At 57.6% G+C, this 243-nt stretch carries 1 pseudogene; it reads left to right on the top strand.

Annotation, left to right across the window (positions count from 1 at the left end):
- Positions 1–243 (top strand): annotated as a pseudogene (locus AB9F26_RS22555) (hypothetical protein); the annotation flags it as partial.

Genomic DNA, 243 nt, shown 5'->3' on the forward strand with positions numbered 1-243 from the left:
GGAAAGGCGATCTGATTGCAGGTTCCGAGAACAAGGACAGAAACAGCGTTACCCAAGCCTTGATCAAACAGTCCCGCAAGCTGGCCAAAGAGCTGTACCGCTCACTGACTTGGGACCGCGGGTGCGAGATGGCCGAGTGTGAGATGGTCACCTTAGTGACGAAGATCGACATTTTCTTGGGCGCCCCACACAGCCCCTCTCATCGCTGCAAGCAGCGACTGCCGGGCAATGCATGGCAACGCG

The organism is Falsihalocynthiibacter sp. BN13B15 (assembly GCF_041205415.1).
Classification (GTDB): domain Bacteria; phylum Pseudomonadota; class Alphaproteobacteria; order Rhodobacterales; family Rhodobacteraceae; genus Falsihalocynthiibacter; species Falsihalocynthiibacter arcticus.